Raw genomic sequence first — 17,726 nt, 5'->3', positions numbered from 1 at the left:
TCTGACTTTGAGGTTTTTATGTTTGTCTTTTTCCCCCTCATCCCCCTCATCCCCAACACATCTGTAATCCAGGATACCCACCAATAATTATCAAAAAGTAAAGTTTCTTGCGAAACTCCTGACAAGCGCTGATAATTGCCTCAAAGCTCAAGCATTAAGGAGAAGCTCAACATGACTTTAACCCGTGGGCGTAGGATTTTAGCGGCTTTGTTACTATCAGTATTATTGCTGACATCAGCCTGTAGCGCTAAAACCCCTGGACGTTTTGATCAGGCACAGCAAGAAAGCAGTCGCCAAAAAAGTGGTCAAGCAGTTGCTAAAAATGCAACTCAGGGTAGCAAATTGAACAAATTTTTCCCCAGTGGAGGGGATGGCTACCAGCGCGTTTATACTCAAGAGAAAAAAGGCTTTTCGGAAGCAAATTTGAAAAAAGGTGGCAAGGTTGTAGCGCAATTAGCCATTTCCGACACAACTAGTACTCCCACTGCAGCAGCAAAATTCTCTAATAGTAGCAAAAAAGTTGCTGGTTATCCTGCAGTCACACTTGGTAATACTCAAACTTCTATTTTGGTTGGTAAATACCAAGTAAAAGCAATTTCTAAAGACCCAACATTTACAGCCACAGACAGAGAAGCTTGGTTAGAAAAATTCGATCTGAATGGTTTGGCGAGACTCAAATAATACCAAATTGGCATAGTTAGTATTGTTTGAGAATCTGGAAGCAGCGTTGTGTTCTATGTTTTCAATTCTCAAATCCAAAATTGGTATAAGCTGCACAAGAGAAATAAAAATTACATCACAGCAATCAGGAGATTATTTTGAGTAAACCGATTTTTCAGTTGGTTGATGAACTACCAACCAGTGGTTTGACTATTTCTATGTTGAACGCCCTAGATTTTGTTGCTCCTGGTGAGTGGCAAAATACTGTAGGCTTTGTCAACACGATTAAAACCGTAACTGGTGAAAGTGACGAAGCCCTAATTCAACAAATTGGCGAACGGGCAATTTATCTATTCAACGATAAATCTCAAGGTTATCAAACAGCTTTATGGCTATATCAAACTGTTGATGGTACAGATAAAGCCTTAGGTGCAGCAGCTTTGGCTAATAAGGTGGGCGAAAAAATTCCCCTGTTAGGTTTTTTAAATAGTGTCACTCCCAAACCAGATAAAGCTCAAACTATTGACCTGACATTAAAAGTTGTGGCTGAATTGGTAGCTTTCTGTCAAATTAATGGCATTCCCGGAGATAGCATTGGTGATTTTGTGGCTTCTTTAGGTGAGTATGCTGGCGAATCTTTGATTCGCATGGTTGCATTAGTCTGCGTTGATGGTTTGATACCTTTAGGGCCTGACTTTATCAGCAAAGCTTTATCTAGTATCAGTCAAACAAATCCCCAGGAATTAGCACAAAACTCAACTTTTCAAAGTATCAAAGATGCTATCCCAGGTAACAATGATAGTGGGAAGCTGAACTTTATTGGTCAAAGCTTTGACTCAGTTAAAGGTTGGATGGGTGATCTAGTTAATTCCAATAATTTAACGCCACAAAACGTTGTTGGTCATTTACAAAATTTTGTCGAAATTTCTAATGATAAATTAGACTACCTGGGGGCGTTTTTGGATGTGGCAACTAACTACTATGAACACACAGGAACGCAAACTTTGGCGCGTCGTTTGATTGAACGAGCTGTAGCTGAGATTTAATCTGAGAGGTAATTGGTATTGAGTAATGGGTAATGTTTATATTTATCTATTACTCAAACCAATTATCAATAATCGAATTATGTAAAGGTTGCTGGGAAAAAGTAAAAGAGGCTTGCCTCTTCTGCCTCTCTCAATATAGTTATATTTATTTTTAACAAATAGTGGCGATCGCTATTTATTATGCATGAAAATTTTTATCAAAAATTACTATACATAAATTAAATGAAAAATAACCTCTTGCTCTCCAGGTTAATAACATTATGCCCTACTTTAATTGCCCTATACTGTACGATTTTGGCTCCGAAAGCGATCGCAGATACTTTTGACAAAGACTTGTCTAATTTTGTCTCCAGTGGCGGAACTGCGCTGTACTTAGGTGCTGGTGTGACCCTACCTCTATTGCAAGATGGGAAACAAGGCGGACAACACTCTTTACGAGCTTTAGACTCCCTGACTACCAGTACTCTGCTTTGTATTTCTTTAAAAGAAATCACCGATGTGAAGCGCCCCGATTCTGACTCCCGTGATAGTTTTCCCAGTTGTCATGCGACAGCAGCATTTGCGATCGCTACTGTACAAAGCCATTATCATCCGGGTTCGGCAATAATTTGGTATTCTGGCGCATCTTTGATTGCCTATTCCCGAATTAACCTCAATCGTCATCGTCTGACAGAAGTGCTAGCTGGGGCTGCACTAGGATACCTGACAGCACAATTGGAACTTAGCCAAAAGCATGGGTTAATTTTATTCCCCATTATTAGCAGTGATGACGCGGGTGAATCGCTTGTGGGACTACAGGTAGTCGGCTCGTTTTGAGAGCATAACAAATAATTTATTTTTGGGGCAAATTTATATCAGCTGCGATCGCATATAAATATGGTTGGAAAATTGCCCAGTCTTCTAACTTATCAAACTTGCCTGTGGCTAAAGCTGGGTCATAGCCACTAGTAATCACGTAAAGTGAAGTTCCATCAAAGGTTACATGACCAATATGTTGTTCTTGTACTCCTCCTTGGCGCTTTAGTCCCACAAATCCATAACGGAGTCCTGGAAGTTTTCCAATCGTTACCGTTTGGGGGGGATGGCTAGAGAAGATAATATCGTTTTTGTAAGTAGCCTGGCGGTCTTTGGAGATAGCACTATAGTAGTCTGTGACCCAAGCTTTTAGTGCTGTCAATATCTGAGTTTGGTACTGAGGATTTTGGGAATCGACTTTGCTACCTGCGGGAATCCCAACTGCTTCTAGTTTCTTTTGAAAATCGGGATTGTTTGCTAATGGGTAAACCCCAATCTCAACTGTACCTAAAAGTTTGCCTTGGCTGGAGACGCATAAAAGCGGTGCATTTCCTTTACAAGGAACAACTTGCCAATTATTTGGCGCACTCTTATTAACCAAAATCTCCTGCCAAATATTCCCTTCTCCCTCATTAGGACTAGGTTTATTTAACGGCTGTACTGCTGGGTTTTTCTGCTGGGGATTGTTTGCAGAAAACAGAGGTGGAACAAATTTAATTCCCACTGGGATTAGTGCTAACAAGATCACACCAATTAAAAGATGATAAAGGCGCAACATTTTATCTGAAAACCTAGAATCAGAGATGGCATTATGAAAGTATCTGCGACACTTTGTCAGTATACAAAGAAGATAGCTCTACATAGCTGTAAGTTCCGCAAAATAAACGTAACCCATCGCCGCATGGATGGTGCGTTAGGCGCTAGGATAGTGCTTCTGTGACAAATCATCTGGGAAATCAGCGCCTAAAACAACCTACTGAAGATTTACTTAATAAATATCCTCAAAGCACGCTACATGAATTACAACAATCAAATAAGAGTCCTATACAATACTTGTCGGTTAAGGGCAAAAGGGTAAGGAGAAAAGGGGCAAGAAAAAACCTTTAACCCTTACCCTTTCACCTTTTCCCCAAACCAAATTAAGAGTTGAACATCCTTAACCGAGCAGTATTGGAGTCCTATATACATTTGTAGTAGCACTGCAAGCTAAAACAGTGCTACTACTAAAGGTTATTATTGATGTCTAGCTGTCTTTAGCCCCTATTCCCTTCTCTTCTTTGGGCTTGCTGATAGTAAAGCTACCAATATGGTAGTTAAACACAGTAATTTAGTCGAAGAGCAAATTTCTAAAAAATGTTATTTGTAGCGAGAACGTTGTCTACGACTTTGCTTGTGTCTTGCAACTGCTTTGCGTTTTTCTTTCTCTAAAGGCGTTTCAAAGTGACGCTTTTTACGCATATCTTGGAAAATTCCGGCTTTGGAAACTTCCCGCTTAAATCTTCGTAAAGCTGATTCAATACCTTCGTTCTCTCCTAAGACTACTTGGGTCATTCTCATTCCTCCTGAATGTGGATGAATAGACGAAATAAAATATTCCAGCAGAATTGAGCCTTGGGCTTTATCTGCTGGAGACTCTAGATTTTAAGTTTTCAGCGCCAGGCTTAGTAGCGACGATTATTACGGTTGTTGTTATTCCAGCCACCACGAGAAGCAGGGCTTCTTTCTTCACGAGGTTTAGCTTTGTTGACTTTCAAATCGCGTCCCATCCATTCTGCACCATCTAGTGCTTCAATTGCAGCTACTTCTTGAGCATCTGTGTCCATTTCCACAAATGCAAAGCCACGTGGACGACCAGTTTCGCGGTCTGTAGGTAGTTGAACGCGATTAACTGTTCCATATTCAGCAAAAGCCCGCTTCAGGTCATCTTCTGTAACCTGATAGGACAAATTCCCAACATAAATCGACATGGTTTGTCTCCGAATCCAGTTAGCGTAGAGACTTAAATTCGGAGAGACGCTTTAGTGAAATCAAAACGAATAGCTCAACCGAAAATAATCTTTATATGCACGATTATAGCACAGTATTTAAAAATTATAATCCTGCATAGTTTGATTTTCAATATACAAATTTTTCAGCTCAGGCAAAAAAATTTGTATTTACAACTAGATTTTTGCAAGCATTATATTATTACATTTTTAAGGGATATTTCAACGGAATTATTGTTTAAATTTTTAAAACTTCTCTTCTTTTCATAGTTTCTCTGCTGTAATTGACCATTGAATGGCAATTGTCTGTAATTGCCAAGTTGTGATTATAGGATAAATTTTAGGTTCTGTTAAACGCCTTAAAACCTAACATTTCCGGGGCTGGTTGGGGTGAGGAAATAAACCCAATCTCCGCATTTTCAGGTTTTTGGCGCTAAATAAACGGTATTGGATGATAAATTATCAAAGTGTAGTTTGCTTAAAGATTAGCCAAAATCTTAGTTTAGTCTCATCTCGCCATCGAGTAAATTGCCAGCTAGATTTTTGATGATTAGCATTAATTATTTTTATAAAAAATTAAGGTGGATACATGACCCACCTCATACCAATTCAAAATTTAAAATGGGGAAAGTCAGATACATAAGGGTTGATGAATTTAGCCCTGTTGCTGAATTTTAAAGAATTGGTATTACTGTTTTATTTGCTATGTTTTCTGCATTAAGCTATGGTCACATCTGATGATAGGTAAACATCTTGAATGGAGTGAAATAATTTCACTCCTTCTTCAAAGGGACGTTGAAACGCTTTCCGTCCAGAAATTAAGCCAGTACCACCGGCACGTTTGTTAATCACAGCAGTGCGAACTGCTTCTGCAAAGTCATTTTTACCAGACGCACCACCAGAGTTAATTAATCCTGCACGTCCGCAGTAGCAATTCAGTACTTGGTAGCGAGTCAAGTCAATGGGATGGTCGGTTACTAAGTCTGTGTAAATCCGCTCGTTAGTTTTACCGTAAGACTCGCCTGTTGCTTTGGCTACAGCAGTGTAACCATGATTATTTTCTGGTAACTTCTGCTTAATAATGTCTGCTTCAATCGTGACACCCAAATGATTTGCTTGTCCGGTGAGGTCAGCCGCAAGATGATAGTCTTTATCTTGCTTAAAAGCGTTATTCCGCAGATAGCACCAGAGAATAGTTGCTAACCCCAATTCATGGGCGTATTTAAAAGCTTGGCTAATTTCCTGAATTTGTCGAGTTGACTGTTCAGAACCAAAATAAATTGTCGCGCCAACAGCTGCTGCACCCAAATTCCAAGCTTGTTCGACATCAGCAAATAATACTTGATCGAATTGATTGGGGAAAGTCAAAAGTTCGTTATGATTTATTTTGACTATGAAGGGGATTTTGTGCGCGTATTTCCGTGAAACACTGCCCAAGACACCTAAAGTTGTAGCAACAGCATTACAACCTCCAGCTATTGCTAACCGCACAATATTTTCTGGATCAAAATAAATCGGATTAGGTGCAAAGGATGCTCCGGCTGAATGTTCAATACCTTGGTCTACTGGCAGAATTGAGAGATAGCCAGTATATGCTAAACGACCAGTAGAATAGAGTTGCTGAAGATTACGCAATACTTGCGGATTGCGATCGCTATTTAGCCAAACTCGATCCACAAAGTCTGGCCCCGGTAAATGTAATAAATCTTGAGAAACTTTTGCTTTGTAGGTGAGCAGGTCTTCTGCTTCTTGACCTAAAAACGACTCGATAGAACTACCTGCTAAAAGCGTTGCAGTCATGATTTATTCCTCAAAATTTGAGTAAATGACCTTGCTTTTAAGATAACACTCTTATTATTTAGAACTTATTACGCAAGTGTGAATTAAATATGCTTTTAATTCTAGAATTTTTCTATTTCTTCAGAGCGATCGCATCTATTTATGATATAAAGAAATTGACTTTTGGCAATATGCCTTTAGGTATATATTCTCCGCAATAATTATTAATCGTAACTATCGTCATCATCTCTGATGTACATCAATAAGGATAAGAATTTTCTATAATTTCTCCCCAGCTTTTCCCCCCTTCCCCCTTCCCCCTTCCCCCTTCCCCTTTCCCCATTTCCCCATTTCCCCAGCCCCCAATCCCCAGTCCCCAGTCCCATATATGAATAATAACCACCCACCAGAAAATAACGATCGCACTTTGCAACAACTAGCTTGGGCGTTAGAAGCTTCTGTGGGGCAGTTTAAGCTAATTTTGGCAAAGTGCAACTATACTAACTTGCGCGATCTCCTCCTGGTGCAATTACCAAAAATCTGTCGGGTGGAAATCAGCATTTTAACTATCCGACAAACTAACAGGACGCTGTACAGCGCTATCCGCGAGGAGTTTGCAGAAAAATTACCAGCTTGTTTAATGGTGGTGGGTTTAGAGGATGTGCAAGATTTACCGCAGATGCTGAGTTCTGCAAATCAGGTGCGGGAAGAATTTCGCAAGCATTGTCCTTTTCCTTTGGTGTTGTGGATTAACGATGAAGTTCACAAGCAACTGATGCAAGTTGCGCCTGATTTGGAAAGTTGGGCGATTACCAGAAACTTTGCTATTTCCAAACAAGATTTAGTTGCTTTTTTACAAAAAACTGCCGATAGGTGGTTTAGTAATAACTTGACATTGAGTTTAGCTGGATATCGCAGATTAGAAACAGAACTTCAAGCCGCCCAGAGAGATTTACTTGGTGATGGCGAATTTAACAGCTTAGAAATTCAGGCTGATATCGAATCATTGCTGGGGTTAATCAAACAAGTTAACCATCAACTAGATGCGGCTTTAGAACATTATCAAACTGCGCTGACACTTTGGCAGAAAAGTAATAACTTAGAACGGCAAGTTAAGATTATTGGCAATATAGCTTTGTGTTATTATCTCAAAGCTGCCAAATATTTAGATATTAATAATTATAATTGGCAAAAAACTCAAAATTATTTACAACAATATATAGAATTACTGGCTGAAATCCAAAATCCGCAGTTAATTGCTGATGCCATTGAACAACTAGGTGATATTCTCCGTGATGTGAGGATTTGGCAGCAGTTTCAAAACTTGGCAGACCAGCTAAAAAGTTTTGCCCAGCAAGCTTTAGTCATACATCAAGCTAACAATCAACCAAGAGAACTAGCAAAAGATTATGGCTTTTTAGCCGAAGTCGCTCTTGTGCAAAAATCTTGGCAAGAAGCAAATAATTTTATTCAGCAAGCATTGCAAATTTGGTCAGCTATTCCTCATGTAGAATCGGGTTTATTATCGGAATTACCAGAAAAATTGATTGCTGCTCATGATTTCAGCTTATATCAATTTATCCTGGCGCTTTCTCAATATCATTTAGGGCAAACTCAAGACGCAATTACTAGCTTAGAAACTGCGAAGAATCATACTAATCCGCTCAAAGACCTGAAACTTTATATCCAAATTCTCGATTATCTCCAACGACTTTATTTTGAACAGCAAGAATATGCCAAAGCTTATGAAATTAAACAACAGCAGCGTTCCGTTGAGCAACAATTTGGCTTGCGGGCGTTTATTGGTGCTGGACGTTTAGGCTCAACCAAGCAAGTATTTGCAGGAACAGTAGCATCAGCCACTTTAAAAGAAAATATATCCCCAGAAATCGCCGCCTCTGGTCGTTTACTTGATGTAGAACGCTTAATTGAGCGCATCGGTCGCCCCGATTATAAGTTGATAGTCATTCATGGGCAATCGGGTGTGGGTAAAAGTTCCTTAATTAACGCGGGATTGGTTCCAGCTTTAAAACAAAAAGCCATCGGTATTCAAGATAACTTACCTGTTGTCATGCGCTTTTATAGCCACTGGGAAGAAGAGTTGGGGCGAGTGATGATTGAGGCGATGGGGGAGAGGAGGGATGGAGGGGATGGGGGAGATGAGGGGGATGAGGGGGATAGGGATGAGGAAGGTGGGGGAGATGAGGGGGATGAGGGGGATGAGGGAGAGGAAAGTTTGAGTTTGGAAGTTCAAGCTTTAGCTTCAGAACGAGAAACTTCTCGTTTGGAACATGAAAGGCCGAGTTCAGAACGAGAAACTTCTCGTTTGGAACATGAACCTTCTAGTTCTGAACATGAACCTTCTAGTTTGGAACATGAACCTTCTAGTTTGGAACATGAAAGACTGAGTTCTGAACACGACACTCCGAGTTCTGAACTCAAAACGCCGAGTTCAAAAGACAATACTCCAAGTTTATATCTTCAAACTTCCCCTTCCTCATCCCCCTCATCTCCCTCATCTCCCCCACTTCCCTCATCCCAATCCCCCCTCATCTCCCTCATCTCCCCCACCTCCCTCATCCCAATCCCCCTCATCTCCCTCATCTCCCCCACCTCCCTCATCCTCATCCCCCTCATCTCCCTCATCTCCCTCATCCCCTCCCGACTTACTCGCTCAATTACGGGAAAATGAAGCAAAAAACCTCCGCACTGTGTTAATTTTTGACCAATTTGAGGAATTTTTCTTCACTTATCCTGAACCAGCGCAGAGGCGGCAATTTTTTGAGTTCTTGGGCGAATGTTTTAATGTTCTCTCTGTGAAAGTAATCCTGTCGTTGCGGTTAGATTACTTGCATTACTTGCTGGAATGCAATGATTTGCCCAATATGCAGATTATTAATAATGATATTCTCAGCAAAAATGTGCTTTATAAGTTGGGCAATTTCTCGCCTAGTGATGCGAAATCAATTATTCAGCGCTTAACTGAGAATACTAGCTTTCGCCTAGAGCCTACGTTAATTGAGCAACTAGTGCAAGATTTAGCTAGTGAACTAGGGGAAGTGCGCCCAATTGAATTACAAGTGATAGGCGCACAATTGCAGACTGAGAATATTACAACTTTGGCAGAATATCGGCAACGCGGTACCAAAGAACAACTAGTGAAGCATTATTTAAATGAAGTTGTTCATGATTGCGGTGCTGACAATCAGCAACTAGCAGATTTATTACTATATTTACTCACCGATGAGAAAGGAACTCGACCTCTGAGGACTTTGGTGGAATTAGAACGGGACTTACAAGCCTTTGTGAAGGAAGAGAATGAGACACGGAAGCAAAGGAATAGAAGGCGAAAGCTGAGAAGAAGTCAAAAATATCTCAATGAAACTCCTAATTTACCCAGGGAATCACCTCTGAGCCAAAAATTAGAGTTAGTTTTAGAAATTTTTGTCAAATCAGGCTTAGTAGTTTTGTTAAAAGAAAACCCCGCCGGGCGTTATCAACTGGTACATGACTATTTAGCTGCCTTTATCCGCCAGCAACAAGAACCGAAGCTGAAAGAGTTAATGGCGGAACTCGAAAATGAACGCAAGCAAAGAAAATTGGGTGAAGCCAAGCTGAATCGCTTACTCAAATTTGCTTTGATTGTTTCCGTCGCTGCAGGATTGGTCTTCGGTAGTTTGGCAATTATCTCATGGCGATGGGCATTAGAGGCGGAAGCCCAAAAAAAACAAGCGGAAATCAACGAAATTAACTCCCTGGTTAACTCCTCAGCTACTTTTTCCGCCTCTGGTCAAACCAGAGATGCGATTATTGAAGCCTTGAAAGCTGTGAAAAAACTGCAGAAATTAAATCCACCACCAGCCATTACCCAAATGCACGTTGTGGGAAGATTGCGGGAGGCGGTGTATTTACAACCGCAGAATAAATTTCAAGAACTACAAACCCTCAGCGATCATAATAGTGCGGTCAATAGTGTCGCTTTTAGCCCAGATGGTCAAAAATTAGCTTCGGGAAGTAATGACAATACCATTAAACTCTGGGATGTCTCCACTGGTAAAGTTATACAAACTCTTCCCCATCTACAAGAGGCTACGCCAACAGCAAGCTATATAGATAGCGGTCATCAAGACTCTGTTACTAGCATCGCTTTTAGCAGTGATGGTCAAAAATTAGCTTCTGGGAGTGAGGACAAGACCATCAAACTCTGGGATATGACCACCGGGAAACTACTGCAAACTTTTAATGGTCATAGCGGTTTAATCAAAACCATTGCTTTGAGTAATGATGGTGAAAAATTAGCTTCTGGGAATGATGACAAGACCATCAAACTTTGGGATGTCTCCACTGGAAAACTGCTGCAAACCTTTAGCGGTCATAGCGATGTGGTCAATAGCGTCGCCTTTAGCAGTGATGGTGAAAAATTAGCTTCTGGGAGTAAGGACAAGACTATCAAACTCTGGGATGTCTCCACTGGAAAACTACTGCAAACCTTTAATGGTCATAGCCAGTCAGTCAATAGCGTCGCCTTGAGCAATGATGGTAAACAGTTAGCTTCTGGAAGTAGTGATAATACCATCAAACTCTGGAATTTCAGCAACAGCAAAGTACCGCAAACTTTGAGCGGTCATAGCAATCCGGTGAATAGCGTTGCTTTTAGCAGGGATGGTAAGCAATTGCTTTCTGGGAGTAATGATAAGACCATTAAACTTTGGGATGTCACCACAGCTAAACTGCTGCAAACTCTTAGTGGACATCGGGAGGCGGTCAATAGTGTCGCCTTTAGGGGTGATGGTCAACAGTTAGTTTCTGGAAGTAACGATCACACCATCAAACTTTGGGATGTGACGATTGGTAAGGTGCAGCAAACTCTTCCTTCCGACAGTAACGCCAATAGCGGACATGAGGCTTGGGTCAATAGTTTCGCGTTTAGCAGTGATGGGAAACAGTTGGTTTCTGGAAGTAATGATGACACTATCAAACTCTGGGATGTGACCACTGGTCAACTGCTGCAAACTCTTAATGGACATCGGGGGGCGGTAAATAGCGTCGCCTTAAGTAGCGATCGCCAAAAGTTAGCTTCTGGAAGTGACGACAAGACGATCAAACTCTGGGATATCACCACTGGTCAACTCCTGCAAACCTTTCCTTCTGAAACCAACGCTAACAATGGTCATCGCGATTGGGTCAAAAGCGTCGCCTTTAGCCCTGATGGTAAACAATTAGCTTCTGGTAGTAAAGATAAAACCATCAAAATCTGGGATGTCCACACTGGTAAACTTCTGCACAATTTCCGTGGGTTTTTTGTATTTTTGACTAGTGGTCATCGCGACTCAGTTAATAGCGTTACCTTTAGCCCGGATGGAAAACAGTTGGCTTCTGGGAGTAATGACAACACCATTAAAATTTGGGATGTCACCATTGGGAAACTACTACAAACTCTACCAGGGGAACGCTACGCCAACAGTGGTCATCTTGATTGGGTGAATACTGTGGCTTTTAGTCCAGATGGAAAAAGGTTGGCTTCTGGGAGTAATGACAACACCATTAAAATTTGGGAACTCTCCACAGGTAGAGTTTTGCAAACCCTTAACGGTCATAGTGATTTAGTTAATAGTATTGCCTTTAGCCCAGATGGAAAACAGTTGGTTTCTGGGAGTGATGACAGCACTATCAAACTCTGGGATGTCTCCACTGGGAAAGTGCTCAAAACCATAACTAGCAATTATGGTAATTGGGTGAGAAGCGTCGCCTTTAGTCCAGATGGAAAACGGTTAGCTTCTGCAAGTACTGACAACAAAATCACTCTGTGGAACTTCAACTTAGATGAGTTGGTAAAAGATGGTTGTGGCTTGATCAATAATTACTTAATTGTGCACCCAGAAACCTTAGCCGAACTCAACTCCTGTCAAAATCCTTCTCTGTTATTACAAGCAGCCACAGTTTTAATCATGCAAGGTGAGAAGTTAGCGCCAGTAGGCGATACTGATGGTGCGATCGCTAAATTCCGCCAAGCCCAGAAGTGGAATACTAATTTACAATTTGACCCAGAGGCGAAAGCCCAAGATTTAGCCGGGAGAGGAAAGTAATGCGGTTCGGTGACTGTTGACTGTTGACTGTCCTAGTGAATGCTAGGATGTTGAAGTAGGTGCTTGACCAAAGAAGAAAAAGATACAAGCCCATAAATATTTATGGGAATTGTGATTGTGAATTGTGAATTTTGAATTCCCTGTAGGGGTTGACTTCTTTTTATCGATGAATAAACCATTGGATGAAGCGCTTTCGGTTGAAATTTCTCAACGGATTAAAAGCAAGGCTAAAAAAACCTTTGATAATGCTTATAAAGCAGCGCTGGCGACTGATCAAGCCCAGTATGTTCAGGGATTTTTAGTGTTCCCTGGTAAGCCATATCAACCTATTGAACACGCTTGGATTGAATTAGCAGAGTCTATTGTCGATCCCAATCTACCGTTTCTGAAAAAAGACCCGCAGCAGCTTTACTATTTTCCAGCCGCAAGTTTTAATGTCACTGAACTCAAGGAAATTATCGAAGAGTCAAAAGAAGATTATCCCGAAGATGACCCGCTACCCATCTATGGCGATGCGCCTTATGAGTATTATGGTGATGTGATGTTGGGTGGTAAAAATTATTTGGATGCATATCAAGCCGCAGAAGCTAAATCCAAAGAAATTAATCAACCAAATTTTGAAAATAATTGAACGAACCAGTCAAAAGTAAGAATACAGGTCAGTTAAGCTCATTAGGGATTGATTTGTCACTTATTAAAAAAGCCAGAAGAATTGGGGGATTCTCCCCCAAACCCCCGATTGGGTGACGGTTGCGTCCCCCAAACCCCCTCCAAAATTATTACTCTGTCTTAATTTTGAATTTTGAATTTTGAATTTTGAATTTTGAATTCCGCCTTGTTGTACTAGTTTTTTGGTTTTATGATCAATTAATTTTCTTAACTGAACTGTATTTTCTTTAATAGGATTTACCATCGCTACCAAAATATTCTCGGTAGGCGCAAATTTTGTCGCCACGCACATCAAAGGAAACTGCTATGCGATTTTTATAAGGTTCTCCGAATAATAGCCCTTCATCTCGAAATTCAAATACCACAGTTGTTTCATTACTGGTAACTCGGTCTAGTGAAGTTAGCTTGATACCAGGATGAAAGGATGTACTCACATATTCAAAAAACTCTTTAGCGCGTTCTTTTCCCTCATTCAAACCGTGGAATTTACCAACTGGAAACCAAAAGTTAAAATCTTCTGTCAGCATATCTAGAAATCCTTGCCATTCACCTGTAGCTAAGGCGTGGGTAAATTTCTCAAATGCTTGTTGAGCTATTTTTAAAGTATTTTCCGGATTTTGTGTCATTTTTTCTGCAACTAGATATAAACTAAATTTAATTATCTAAACCTGTAATTTGTCTACGTTCCAGAATTATCCTGATATTTTAAGATAAAACACGATAATCAGCTTTTAAAGTCATACCAGCAGACGAATAAGGATTTTTTATCTTATCTTCCCAGCTACAAACCGAGGAAAAGTATATGACAATCACTCCTAATCAACAAGAGACGGAACATGGAATTGTTAGCTTACCAATATCGGAAACTAGCCAAGAATTTAACTGGAGAAACTGTTGGTATCCCGTAACTTTCATACAAGATTTACCAATAAACCGTCCTTATAGCTTTTCACTTTATGATGAATCGTTGGTATTATTCAAAAACCAAGATGGGAAATTGGGTTGTTTAACAGATATTTGTCCTCACCGAGCGGCTAGACTTTCTGATGGGCAAATTATTGATGGCAAAATTGAGTGCCTATACCACGGTTGGCAATTTGGTACTGATGGTCAATGTCTGCATATTCCTCAATTACCAAATGATGCCAAAATTCCTAATAATGCCTGTGTTAAATCTTTTCCTGTTGTAGAACGCCAAGGTATTGTTTGGATGTGGGCTGGTGAAGCAGAAACTGCCAATGAGGAAATAATTCCTCTAGTTCCAGAGTTAAATAATCCGGATGTAGTCTGTAAAGATTATATACGTGATTTACCTTATGACCAGACATATTTTATTGAAAATGTGATTGATCCAGCACATGTTTACATCAGCCATGATGGTCTTCTTGGCAAAAGAGCAGATGCTCAACCATTAGACATAGAAGTTGTTGAAAGTTCCTTAGCGGGAATTCGTGGCAGATGGAGGGTAACAAGAAAGCCTAATTTACCTTGGATGGTATTAGATTTTATAGCTCCCAATTTAATTATTTATAAGTTTAGCAATGTTAGCAATGAAGCTCAGAAAAGATTGGGAGGAACAGTTTTGTATTCTCTACCTCTAAGCAGAAATAAATGCCGTATTCTACTGAGAAATTATAGTAATAGCTTTCCTTGGCAAGTAAAGCTGATGCCTGATTGGCTAGATCACATTACAGTACGAAATAAAATTTTGGAAGGAGATTTACAGCTTGTTGTTCAACAAAAAAGACAAATTGAGCGCTTGCAAAAGAATCTCAAAGATGTATATTTACCACTTAAAACATCAGACACATTAGTAATTGAATACCGAAAGTGGTTAGACAAATTTGCTAAAGATTTACCTTTCTATCAAGGTTATGCCTCTGCAAAGAATTTATCTGAAAGTGAGATTACGCAAAATTCACTACTACTAGATAGGTATTCACAACACACACTAATTTGTCATGATTGTAATCGAGCTTATCAAACTACAAGCTTAGTGAAACAAATTTTAGTGGGAATTGCGATCGCTCTTGCAGCCTTAGCTATACTTACAGATGACTCATGGATTTCTCCTGTAGCTGTTGCAGCTGCTTTATCAGCATTAGCTTTAGCTTTTGCAGCCGATAAACTGAAAACCAAATTTGAGCGTTTTTACACTCGCCATGAGTAATTAAAACTTGACAACTACTTTGCCACAATTCTGACCACTGAGCAGATATTCCACAGCATCAGGAATAGACTCTATACCTTGGAATTGGGTAGGGTCAACGTTAACTCTGATTTTATTAGTGTAGAAGAGATTTAAAAGGCGATCGCGCGCCTCTGGCATATACTCACGGTAATGTGGCATTAAAAAGCCGCGCACAGAAGCAGCTTTCCAAAATAGCTGATGATAAATGCGGGGTTGGGTAATTTGTTCTATATTCTTGGCGTATTCCGAGATAAAACCTACTACCACTAAGCGTCCCCGCACAGCTAAGTTGTCAACGCAAGTATCAAACACTTGTTTACCCACACAGTCAAAAATTAAATTAATGCCATTGGGATATTCTTGCTTGAGGACTTGGTCGAGGTTTTCTGTACGATAGTTGATAATGCGATCGCATCCTAATTCTTGGAGTAACTTTGCTTTCGCCTCAGAACTACAAGTACCAATGACATGATTACCTGCTAGTTTTGCTAATTGCACCGCAATATGGCCTGTACCACCAGCCGCCGCATTTACCAAAACCACCTCATTACTTTTCATCTCTCCCACTTGTTCCAACGCCACCAAAGCTGATACACCTGTAGGTATGAGCGTTAAAACCTCTGGAGTGGCTTCTCGCACTTTCACCGCTAAGTTCGTATCAATAACCTGATATTCTCGATAACCACCACCCCGCGCTGTACTTATCGCCGCATCACCAATTTGAAAATCTTGCACATTTTCACCTACAGCCACAACTGTTCCTACTGCTTCCACACCCAAATCAAAGGGCGGAGTTAAGTGAACATAGGGAACCTCTCCCCGACATAGTAAAGTGTCAAAACCACCGTTAACACCAGCAAATTTATTCTGAATTAATATTTGATTTTCAGTAGGAATAGAAATCGGTATTTCAACAATCTTAACAGCCGATTTAAAGTCTTGATTCAGTTGTTTTGCAATTAATTTTCTGTAGGTTTTTATATTCATTTATTCTTAGTATTGGGCATTGGGCATTGGTAATGGGGCATTGGGCATTGGTAATGGGTAATTGGTAATTGGTAATTGTTATTTCTCCCTCATCTCCCTCATCTCCCTCATCTCCCTCATCCCCCTCATCCCCCTCATCTCCCCTACAAGGCTTTATCCCACTCTAATTGATGAGCTAAACCGTATTTGATAAAATCTTCTTCTTTTGCTTTATCGCTTTTACCAAAAACACCTAAGCTGTAAGGATTATCTTGCATTCTTTGGGAAACTTGCTCTTGTTCAAACTGGATAACTTCTGCTCTTGATTTATCTGGTTTAAAAAAGTCTACAACTAAAACAGTCCGGTCATAATTAGTATAATTATGGGGGCAATGTGGATAACTATGATCTAAAATCAAAAACTCACCTTCATGCCAATAAAGCTGCTCATGGCAGATTTTCATTGCTACATCTCCCTCGGGAACTATCAAACCTAAATAGCCCCGATTCATGTGTGGGTTGTAGTTAACGTGCAGCTTAATATCTAAGCCTGGATGAAATGTACCAAAATAGGCATTTCTAATAATATCATCATTGCTAAAGTTAACTTTTTCTATTACATTAGCCAAGTTAGGAAAGTATTTTTCTCTTATTTCTAGCGCTTTAGCTGATGCATCATTTGTCCCATAATCAGAATATTCTATGTGATGCAGTTTAATATATTCTTCTATAAAAAGACCTTGGAACAATATACCAAAAGCGCTATATTTGGAATTGCCCTTTGTTTTAATAGTTTTACTTTTTGGGCCTAGCACCTCATAAGTGAATTTTATTTCTTCAGAAGATGCGTTGTTAGTAAAATGTTTAAACTCATCTCTAATTACTAGCCAATTATCTTGCAAAGTTTCTAGGAAAGAAAATTCTGCTGGGTTTAAATGATACTCATTAAAATTTTCCATTATTTTTACCCCTGATAATGATTGAATAAAATCTTTTACAGTAATTTTGAATTTTGAATGGGTATAAGCTCTGGGTTATTTAATTTACATATTAGCTAAAAACCACAGTCTTGTGAGCTTGACAAGTTTCTACACTCATCATGTAACTTCAATACTGATGAGCTGACTAAAGCTGCAGTGCTGCCAAAATACAAGAATTTGCGATCGCAACTGCTGAACCTGTTGAATATGTTGTATAAAATCTTAAACTGCGTAGACCAGATAGGCTTAAGGGAAAGATTGAGACATTTATAATCATGTCCCCCGAATCTACAACAACATTTGACTCTAAAATAAGCAAAAAACGCCCAGGAGTGTTGCCGTGTTTCCACCCTAAGCGTTTTTTGTTTTAACTTGCTCCTCACACACAACTAAAGAATATCACCTGTCTTTATCAGAGTCGGTATTCTAGATCACAATTGCAAAATCTTTTAATTATGTTTTTAAAATTGGTGTTGGGCGGTTGGTGTTGGTAATTTCTCTTTATCCCCCATCCTAAAGGAAGTTAGAAATAATTGAGTAGTCTGCCCAGCGAAAATTCTTGGTTTAAC

General features: G+C 39.9%; 13 protein-coding genes and 1 pseudogene. 7 read left to right on the top strand and 7 right to left on the bottom strand.

What is annotated here, in order from left to right; translation table 11 throughout:
* Nucleotides 1–171 precede the first annotated feature (171 nt).
* The 3 genes from HG267_RS04610 to HG267_RS04600 all read left to right on the top strand — a co-directional run bounded on the left by HG267_RS04610 (nucleotide 172) and on the right by HG267_RS04600 (nucleotide 2,522).
* A complete protein-coding gene (locus HG267_RS04610; RefSeq protein WP_045870438.1) occupies nucleotides 172–681 on the top strand; it encodes a hypothetical protein in 510 nt (169 codons plus the stop codon).
* Nucleotides 682–818: 137 nt separating this feature from the next.
* Complete coding sequence (locus HG267_RS04605; RefSeq protein ID WP_045870437.1) at nucleotides 819–1,706, top strand: hypothetical protein; 888 nt, start codon at nucleotides 819–821, stop codon at nucleotides 1,704–1,706.
* 222 nt (nucleotides 1,707–1,928) lie between these two features.
* Nucleotides 1,929–2,522, top strand: coding sequence for a phosphatase PAP2 family protein (locus HG267_RS04600; protein WP_045870436.1), 594 nt, complete (start codon nucleotides 1,929–1,931; stop codon nucleotides 2,520–2,522).
* A 16-nt stretch (nucleotides 2,523–2,538) separates the two neighbouring features.
* Here HG267_RS04600 and HG267_RS04595 read toward each other — a convergent pair whose 3' ends face one another.
* The 4 genes from HG267_RS04595 to HG267_RS04580 all read right to left on the bottom strand — a co-directional run bounded on the left by HG267_RS04595 (nucleotide 2,539) and on the right by HG267_RS04580 (nucleotide 6,286).
* Nucleotides 2,539–3,279 (bottom strand): hypothetical protein, encoded by a 741-nt coding sequence (locus HG267_RS04595; protein WP_045870435.1) that lies wholly within the window; start codon nucleotides 3,277–3,279, stop codon nucleotides 2,539–2,541.
* Between the two features lie 578 nt (nucleotides 3,280–3,857).
* Nucleotides 3,858–4,052: a 30S ribosomal protein S21 gene (rpsU, locus tag HG267_RS04590; RefSeq protein WP_045870434.1), complete on the bottom strand. Its 195-nt coding sequence runs from the start codon at nucleotides 4,050–4,052 to the stop codon at nucleotides 3,858–3,860.
* A 110-nt stretch (nucleotides 4,053–4,162) separates the two neighbouring features.
* Nucleotides 4,163–4,468 (bottom strand): RNA recognition motif domain-containing protein, encoded by a 306-nt coding sequence (locus HG267_RS04585; RefSeq protein WP_045870433.1) that lies wholly within the window; start codon nucleotides 4,466–4,468, stop codon nucleotides 4,163–4,165.
* A gap of 735 nt (nucleotides 4,469–5,203) precedes the next feature.
* The gene (locus HG267_RS04580; RefSeq protein ID WP_045870432.1) at nucleotides 5,204–6,286 is read right to left on the bottom strand and encodes a class I fructose-bisphosphate aldolase; all 1,083 of its coding nucleotides are present in this window, start codon (nucleotides 6,284–6,286) and stop codon (nucleotides 5,204–5,206) included.
* A gap of 367 nt (nucleotides 6,287–6,653) precedes the next feature.
* Between HG267_RS04580 and HG267_RS04575 the strand changes: the two genes are divergently transcribed.
* From HG267_RS04575 to HG267_RS04565, 3 genes and pseudogenes are all read left to right on the top strand, one after another.
* Nucleotides 6,654–8,957, top strand: a complete 2,304-nt coding sequence (locus HG267_RS04575) for a hypothetical protein (protein WP_263420025.1) — start codon at nucleotides 6,654–6,656, stop codon at nucleotides 8,955–8,957.
* Nucleotides 8,932–12,351: pseudogene (locus HG267_RS04570) on the top strand (WD40 repeat domain-containing protein); the annotation flags it as partial. The gene HG267_RS04575 and the pseudogene HG267_RS04570, both read left to right, overlap by 26 nt.
* A gap of 166 nt (nucleotides 12,352–12,517) precedes the next feature.
* Complete coding sequence (locus HG267_RS04565) at nucleotides 12,518–12,982, top strand: hypothetical protein (protein WP_045870430.1); 465 nt, start codon at nucleotides 12,518–12,520, stop codon at nucleotides 12,980–12,982.
* A 265-nt stretch (nucleotides 12,983–13,247) separates the two neighbouring features.
* Here the strand turns inward: HG267_RS04565 and HG267_RS04560 are convergent, their stop codons facing one another.
* The gene (locus tag HG267_RS04560) at nucleotides 13,248–13,646 is read right to left on the bottom strand and encodes a nuclear transport factor 2 family protein (RefSeq protein ID WP_045870428.1); all 399 of its coding nucleotides are present in this window, start codon (nucleotides 13,644–13,646) and stop codon (nucleotides 13,248–13,250) included.
* A 176-nt stretch (nucleotides 13,647–13,822) separates the two neighbouring features.
* Here HG267_RS04560 and HG267_RS04555 point away from each other — a divergent pair, with 176 nt between their 5' ends.
* Nucleotides 13,823–15,190, top strand: a complete 1,368-nt coding sequence (locus tag HG267_RS04555) for a Rieske 2Fe-2S domain-containing protein (RefSeq protein WP_045870427.1) — start codon at nucleotides 13,823–13,825, stop codon at nucleotides 15,188–15,190.
* Here HG267_RS04555 and HG267_RS04550 read toward each other — a convergent pair whose 3' ends face one another.
* Together HG267_RS04550 and HG267_RS04545 are read right to left on the bottom strand one after the other, a co-directional pair.
* On the bottom strand, nucleotides 15,191–16,198 hold the full coding sequence (locus HG267_RS04550) for a zinc-binding dehydrogenase (protein WP_045870426.1): 1,008 nt from the start codon (nucleotides 16,196–16,198) through the stop codon (nucleotides 15,191–15,193). It lies immediately after the preceding gene.
* 143 nt (nucleotides 16,199–16,341) lie between these two features.
* Nucleotides 16,342–17,136 (bottom strand): aspartyl/asparaginyl beta-hydroxylase domain-containing protein, encoded by a 795-nt coding sequence (locus HG267_RS04545; protein WP_045870425.1) that lies wholly within the window; start codon nucleotides 17,134–17,136, stop codon nucleotides 16,342–16,344.
* Between the last annotated feature and the right edge of the window lie 590 nt (nucleotides 17,137–17,726).

It is taken from the genome of Tolypothrix sp. PCC 7601, assembly GCF_025677855.1.
Lineage (GTDB): Bacteria > Cyanobacteriota > Cyanobacteriia > Cyanobacteriales > Nostocaceae > Aulosira > Aulosira diplosiphon.
The sequence above is the reverse complement of the archived record's forward strand: the minus strand, read 5'-3'. Positions and strand labels throughout refer to the sequence as shown.

Bases quoted from the DNA above. Each gene is read 5' to 3' on its own strand.
- HG267_RS04555 (WP_045870427.1), top strand. From the start codon at position 13,823: ATGACAATCACTCCTAATCAACAAGAGACGGAACATGGAATTGTTAGC.
- HG267_RS04560 (WP_045870428.1), bottom strand. From the start codon at position 13,646: ATGACACAAAATCCGGAAAATACTTTAAAAATAGCTCAACAAGCATTT.
- HG267_RS04550 (WP_045870426.1), bottom strand. From the start codon at position 16,198: ATGAATATAAAAACCTACAGAAAATTAATTGCAAAACAACTGAATCAA.
- HG267_RS04565 (WP_045870430.1), top strand. From the start codon at position 12,518: ATGAATAAACCATTGGATGAAGCGCTTTCGGTTGAAATTTCTCAACGG.
- HG267_RS04575 (WP_263420025.1), top strand. From the start codon at position 6,654: ATGAATAATAACCACCCACCAGAAAATAACGATCGCACTTTGCAACAA.
- HG267_RS04545 (WP_045870425.1), bottom strand. From the start codon at position 17,136: ATGGAAAATTTTAATGAGTATCATTTAAACCCAGCAGAATTTTCTTTC.
- rpsU (WP_045870434.1), bottom strand. From the start codon at position 4,052: ATGACCCAAGTAGTCTTAGGAGAGAACGAAGGTATTGAATCAGCTTTA.
- HG267_RS04580 (WP_045870432.1), bottom strand. From the start codon at position 6,286: ATGACTGCAACGCTTTTAGCAGGTAGTTCTATCGAGTCGTTTTTAGGT.
- HG267_RS04585 (WP_045870433.1), bottom strand. From the start codon at position 4,468: ATGTCGATTTATGTTGGGAATTTGTCCTATCAGGTTACAGAAGATGAC.
- HG267_RS04600 (WP_045870436.1), top strand. From the start codon at position 1,929: ATGAAAAATAACCTCTTGCTCTCCAGGTTAATAACATTATGCCCTACT.
- HG267_RS04595 (WP_045870435.1), bottom strand. From the start codon at position 3,279: ATGTTGCGCCTTTATCATCTTTTAATTGGTGTGATCTTGTTAGCACTA.
- HG267_RS04610 (WP_045870438.1), top strand. From the start codon at position 172: ATGACTTTAACCCGTGGGCGTAGGATTTTAGCGGCTTTGTTACTATCA.